General features: G+C 65.3%; 1 protein-coding gene. It reads right to left on the bottom strand.

The window, feature by feature from the left end:
* Positions 1-789: NAD-glutamate dehydrogenase domain-containing protein (locus EN879_RS37690; RefSeq protein ID WP_164774929.1), on the bottom strand; the 789-nt coding region annotated here is incomplete at both ends.

Here is a 789-nt window from a genome sequence, read left to right as displayed (position 1 = left end):
CGATTGACCAGATCGTTGGCGACGACCCGTGTGATGATCTCGCGGCGCAGCCTGTGGCCATGGATCTCGGCGGCGTATTTCTTCGCCATCTGGTCGGGAAAATAGCCCATCAGGTCGCGGTCGAAATGCGCGTCATCAGGCACGTCGCTGGCGACGATGTCGGAAAACAGCACAATCTTGGCATAGGCGAGCAGCACGCCGAGTTCGGCTCTGGTCAGCGGTTCGCCACGCGCTTCGCGCTCGGCCAGCGCTGCCGGCGACGGCAGCGTCTCGACGGCACGGTCGAGCAGGCCGCGCGCCTCCAGCGCCGTCATGAAGCGGCTCTGATGCGCGATGTCGGCGAGGCCGCGCTTGCGGGCGATCGAAAGCGCCAGCGTCTGCTGGTAGTTGTTGGACAGCACCAGCGAGCCGACCTCCTCGGTCATCTCGGCCAGCAGCTTGTTGCGTGCCGGGCGTGTCAACGACCCCTTGCGCATGGCGGAAGCCAGCGCGATCTTGATGTTGACCTCGACGTCGGAGCAGTTGACGCCGCCCGAATTGTCGATGGCGTCGGAGTTGCAGCGGCCGCCATTCATGCCGAACTCGATGCGCGCCCGCTGCGTGACGCCGAGATTGGCGCCCTCGCCGATCACTTTCGCCCGGACGTCGAGCGCGGTGATGCGAATGGCATCGTTGGCGCGGTCGCCGACCTCGGCATTGGTCTCGGTCGATGCCCTGAGATACGTGCCGATGCCGCCGAACCACAGAAGATCGACCGGCGCTTTGAGGATGGCGGTCATGATCTCGACC

This window comes from Mesorhizobium sp. M7A.F.Ca.AU.002.02.1.1, from assembly GCF_003998535.1.
Lineage (GTDB): Bacteria > Pseudomonadota > Alphaproteobacteria > Rhizobiales > Rhizobiaceae > Mesorhizobium > Mesorhizobium ciceri.
This window is presented reverse-complemented; position numbering and strand designations above follow the sequence as displayed.